This window comes from Clostridium chromiireducens, assembly GCF_002029255.1.
GTDB classification, from domain to species: Bacteria; Bacillota; Clostridia; order Clostridiales; family Clostridiaceae; genus Clostridium; species Clostridium chromiireducens.
The window spans coordinates 1-4,597 of sequence record NZ_MZGT01000144.1; the positions used below are offsets into that span (position 1 = coordinate 1).

Annotated in this window: 5 protein-coding genes and 1 rRNA gene; 5 read left to right on the plus strand and 1 reads right to left on the minus strand. The window is 25.5% G+C overall.

What is annotated here, in order from left to right; all coding sequences use genetic code 11:
- The first annotated feature begins 42 nt into the window (after positions 1 to 42).
- The 5 genes from rrf (at position 43) to CLCHR_RS23810 (ending at position 3,600) form a co-directional block, all read left to right on the plus strand.
- Positions 43 to 159: ribosomal RNA gene (gene rrf / locus CLCHR_RS23790) — 5S ribosomal RNA — on the plus strand.
- A gap of 303 nt (positions 160 to 462) precedes the next feature.
- Positions 463 to 1,107 (plus strand): Fe-only nitrogenase accessory protein AnfO, encoded by a 645-nt coding sequence (anfO, locus tag CLCHR_RS23795; RefSeq protein ID WP_079442421.1) that lies wholly within the window; start codon positions 463 to 465, stop codon positions 1,105 to 1,107.
- A 99-nt stretch (positions 1,108 to 1,206) separates the two neighbouring features.
- Positions 1,207 to 2,748 carry a hypothetical protein gene (locus CLCHR_RS23800; RefSeq protein WP_079442422.1) on the plus strand — a complete coding sequence of 514 codons (1,542 nt, stop codon included), beginning with the start codon at positions 1,207 to 1,209 and terminating at the stop codon, positions 2,746 to 2,748.
- Between the two features lie 205 nt (positions 2,749 to 2,953).
- The gene (locus CLCHR_RS23805; protein WP_079442423.1) at positions 2,954 to 3,109 is read left to right on the plus strand and encodes a zinc-ribbon domain-containing protein; all 156 of its coding nucleotides are present in this window, start codon (positions 2,954 to 2,956) and stop codon (positions 3,107 to 3,109) included.
- Between the two features lie 287 nt (positions 3,110 to 3,396).
- Positions 3,397 to 3,600 (plus strand): cold-shock protein, encoded by a 204-nt coding sequence (locus tag CLCHR_RS23810; RefSeq protein ID WP_079442424.1) that lies wholly within the window; start codon positions 3,397 to 3,399, stop codon positions 3,598 to 3,600.
- A 59-nt stretch (positions 3,601 to 3,659) separates the two neighbouring features.
- Here the strand turns inward: CLCHR_RS23810 and CLCHR_RS23815 are convergent, their stop codons facing one another.
- The gene (locus tag CLCHR_RS23815; protein WP_079442425.1) at positions 3,660 to 4,352 is read right to left on the minus strand and encodes a YjjG family noncanonical pyrimidine nucleotidase; all 693 of its coding nucleotides are present in this window, start codon (positions 4,350 to 4,352) and stop codon (positions 3,660 to 3,662) included.
- Between the last annotated feature and the right edge of the window lie 245 nt (positions 4,353 to 4,597).

Here is a 4,597-nt window from a genome sequence, read left to right on the forward strand (position 1 = left end):
ACAGTTCATTAGACCAAATCAGAGATTTGGAATGAACTAGCATCTCGTGATGATGGCATAGAGGTAACACTCCTTCCCATTCCGAACAGGAAAGTTAAGGTCTATAGCGCCGATGGTACTGCACGGGCGACTGTGTGGCAGAGTAGGACGTTGCGAGGTAACTTAAAAGATAGTTGTAATGACTATCTTTTTTTCATATAATTAAGAAGGATATTAAATTAGTATAATTAAAGATTACAATAAATTAATTATATAAGAATAAAAATATTGAAAATTTAGAGGTTACAAATTATAATTATAATATCAGTAATATAGAAAACTAATTTTTTAATAAAGGCTATGAAGTCTAATTTTTATACCTAAGGGTATACGAATTAGGCTTTTTTAATTTAATTCATAATAATAAGGATTATTAATTTTGCAGTTTTGTAGAAAATAGAAGGTCTATTATAGGAGGTGTCTATGATTAGAGAAATAACGGTATATGTAAATAATTTAGGAGAAGTTGCCAATCTAAATGAAATTGGGATAATTAGAGTGTATTCAAAAGATGGAAATCAGTGGAGTGTAGTACGAGAGGTTCCATTCAGATTTTATAGAAAAGAAGAAAAAGAAGATATCTCCTTAGATGCTGTTAGCATCATTGAAACTTTTGGAAGTTGCAAGATTTTTGTTGCAAAGGAATTTCCGGAGGAAGCATATAAAATCCTTGATAGTATGGGAGTTAGTGTGTGGAAAATGGATGGTAATCCTAGTAATTTTCTTGAGTACATATTAGAAAAAGAATATGAGGAAGCACAAGAAATAAAACTTATTGAGACATTTAACGATGATAAAAAGAAACATGCAATTAATCCAATAAAACTTAATGAAAAGGGTCATTACATTTTAAATCTCAAGGAATTGCAAGATTATAATGTTGGAGTAACGTCAAAACAAGTATTAAAACCTTTTTTAAATAATGAGGAATTTAATGAATTAATAGTGACTTGTAGTCATATTCCAAATTGGTTAGAAGAAGAACTAAAGAAATTAAATTTGAAATTTAATTGTACAAAAGCCGGACAAAATGATTATATAATGATTATCAATAAGTCCAGTATATAAGATTGATTTTACTAAAAATATAATTAGAATTTAGAATTAGAGTATGTCTTAATAAGTGATTAATTGATTGATCATGCAAAAAAAAGGGGGGATACAGCGATGGAAAACACAGAAGACAGAAGTAATTTGAAAATGAATATTGGAGCATTATCAAAAATAATTTCAGAAAAACTGAATGTCTATGAAGATATAATAAAAAATTATATCTTCTCAAGCATTAGTCTTTGTGTTGCTAGAAATAATGAAATGAAGAAAGAAATTGATAAAATATACATGAATGATAAGTTAAAGTATTATAATATCGCAGTAAACTCAACATGTATTAATCACATTATTATTACACAAGGGACACTTGAACAAGAAATATATGCAAGAAGAGCATTAGGAGTTTTACTCGTAGCTGAATCAGATAGTGGAATAAGAAGTAAAATATTAAAAATACTCAGAAAGTATTATCCAATTATATACAGTTCTGTAAAGAGACGAGATAAGGAAAAACTAAAGAATAAGTATATCAAAATGGATATAGCTACTAGAAATATAGAAGCAAGATTTGATGCAGCAATATATTTCTATTTTGCTACATATATTTCATATGAAATGGTAGATCAGGGATTTATAATTTCAATTCTTAATGATATAGAAGAGTTTGAATTTAGTAGCATGATTAATCAAAATATTGAGATTGAACTTGAAAAGTATAAATCTGAAATACAAGAAATTAAAACATTAATAAAAAGAGAATATGGTCAAATATTTAGTTATAAAGATATTGTACGACATGGGAAAGCATTTATAAGGGATTCAGGAAATTATTTGGAGGACATCTTGATAACAAATAAACTAAATATTAATCATATTTTTTCTGATTCGGAATTTATTAATATAGATAAAATAATATTATCATATGTTAGATCTTCAAAGAATGAAACTAAAGAAATTCTAATTACTAAAGTAATAAGTGGAATTTTCATGCAATCATTAATAAACGAATATAAAAATGTGAGAATTATGTATTTTAAAAATAATGGAGAGGCTAGAGACCATGAGTTGACTTCATTAGAAACAAAATATAGATATATTGAAAATGAAAATAATAGGTTAAAATTAAAGATTAATGATTTAAATAAAGAAAAAGTATTATATGATAAAAGTTTGTATAATGAAATAAATAAGTTAAATAATGTGCATAAATTAGAATTGAAAGATATGGAAGAAAAAATTAAGTATTTAGAAAAAAAGTTAGATGATGAAAAAACTTTGAGGAACCATATACAGTATCTAAGAGATGATAAAGAGAAGCTTAACTCAAGTAAAAACTTAGAAGATTTCATCCAAGCAAACAAAATAATAGTAATTGGTGGAGATAAGGAATGGAGACGGAAGTTTAGAATTAAATATCCTGAGATAAGAACATTAGATGGGTTTAATGAAAACTTTGACTTAAATATTTTAAATAGTTCCGATTATATATTTTTTTATACTAAATATATGAATCACTCAACTTTTTATAAAGCGATGAATTTTATTAAATTTAATCAGTGTAAATTTGGATATATCGGAAAAACTAATATGGATCTTGTTGAACAAGAAATGATTGAAACAATTTCTAAATATGAAGACATAAGTGATGAAACCTAAAAATGTTAATAAGTTATATATAAATTTACAAATACTGTTCAATATCAATGAAAAAAATGTTAATAAAATAAAATGTTGCTATTTTAAATAAAACTTGTTATAATATATATTGTAATAAAAAGGTTTTTAATAGTGATATACATTTCTCCTTTTAGAGAATAATGTTGAACGATTTTAATCTTTAATTTAAAAGGAGGAATTTAATATGCAAGATAAAACTTTAGTATGTAAAGACTGTAGTAGTGAATTCGTATTCACAGTTGGAGAACAAGAATTCTACAAAGAAAAAGGATTCGATAACGAACCAGTAAGATGCCCAGCTTGTAGAAGAGCAAGAAAACAACAAAATAACAGAAGATAGTTTTGAGTATTTTGAGAGTTATAAGATTTTTTATAACTCTTTTTTATTTTAGTCTATAAAATATAATTACTGGAGATTGTATAAAGAAAAGTTATGGAAATGATAGAATGTTATTATTCTTTTATGTTATATAGTAAATAAATATATGGGCAAGGACTATTAATAAAAAAATAATTAAAGCAAACTGAATATTTTATGAGTTGTGTGGTATACTTATTTTATATGGCATTGTTGATGCAAAATTAGTGCATCATAAATAACAGTGTTTTATATTTGGAGGATAATTAATGAAAACTGGTATTGTAAAGTGGTATAGCCCAGAAAAATGTTTTGGATTTATTGAAGTTGAAGGTGAGAAGGATGTTTTTGTTCATTCATCAGCGCTTAAGGGGAATAGTTCAATAAGATTTCTTGAAGAAGGTCAGAAAGTTCAATTCACTACAGAGAAGGGGCCAAGGGGTCTTCAAGCAATTGATATTTCTATAATATAAATATACTTGAAATATAAATTAAAAAGCCGCCAAATAAGGTGGCTTTTTAATTTGTATTTTTACATGATTTCCAATTTATCTATAAGTTCTATTAAACTATAAATCTCATAACTAGGAAGGATATTACTCTGATTTATAATTTTATTAGGATTATACCAACAGGTATCAATACCAAAATTTATTCCACCTTGTATATCAGAGGTTAAGCTATCTCCAACTATTAATACTTTGTCCTTATTTGTATAATTAATGTTATTTAAAGCAAGTTCAAATATTCTTGAATCTGGCTTTGCTACTTTTACTTCTTCTGATATGACTATGTCATCGAAATATTTGGATATAGTTGATTTTCTTATTCTATTATGTTGGACGTCTTTAAGACCATTTGTAATTATAATAAGTTTATAATCTTTAGATAGATTTTCAACGAGATTTAAGCTGTCATCATATAAGAACGATCCGTTAGAAAGATGTTTCATATATGACATTGCAAATTTTGTCTCATCAAATTTAATATTTAACTTATTTGATAATCTTTTAAATCGTTCAATCTTTAATTTCTCTTGAGTTATAAGTCCATTCTCAAATTCTTTCCAAATCTCACTATTTATTTTTGAATATATATCTAAGTGATATTTCTCATCATAATTTATATTAAATTCATTCATAGAATTTTTTATTGCTTCTCTTTCAGATTTTTTAAAGTCAAAGAGAGTTTCATCGGCATCAAATATTATAACTTCGTACTTCATAATAAACCTCCAAATGTTAATAAACTTTTATAATTATAGCATAAAACTTCTAATACTAGGACAAGTCTGAATTAGGCTTTTATACTTTACATTACCCAATTGATAAGTTACCATATTTATATAGTTTTTGATAGGACATATGTCTTATATATGGAGGAATTATGAAAAAAATTATTAATAATGATCTCTTAATGCATTATTTTATTAAACATGATATAGAAAAAATACTTGATAAAGATATAATA

Bases quoted from the DNA above. Each gene is read 5' to 3' on its own strand.
- anfO (WP_079442421.1), top strand. From the start codon at position 463: ATGATTAGAGAAATAACGGTATATGTAAATAATTTAGGAGAAGTTGCC.
- CLCHR_RS23800 (WP_079442422.1), top strand. From the start codon at position 1,207: ATGGAAAACACAGAAGACAGAAGTAATTTGAAAATGAATATTGGAGCA.
- CLCHR_RS23805 (WP_079442423.1), top strand. From the start codon at position 2,954: ATGCAAGATAAAACTTTAGTATGTAAAGACTGTAGTAGTGAATTCGTA.
- CLCHR_RS23810 (WP_079442424.1), top strand. From the start codon at position 3,397: ATGAAAACTGGTATTGTAAAGTGGTATAGCCCAGAAAAATGTTTTGGA.
- CLCHR_RS23815 (WP_079442425.1), bottom strand. From the start codon at position 4,352: ATGAAGTACGAAGTTATAATATTTGATGCCGATGAAACTCTCTTTGAC.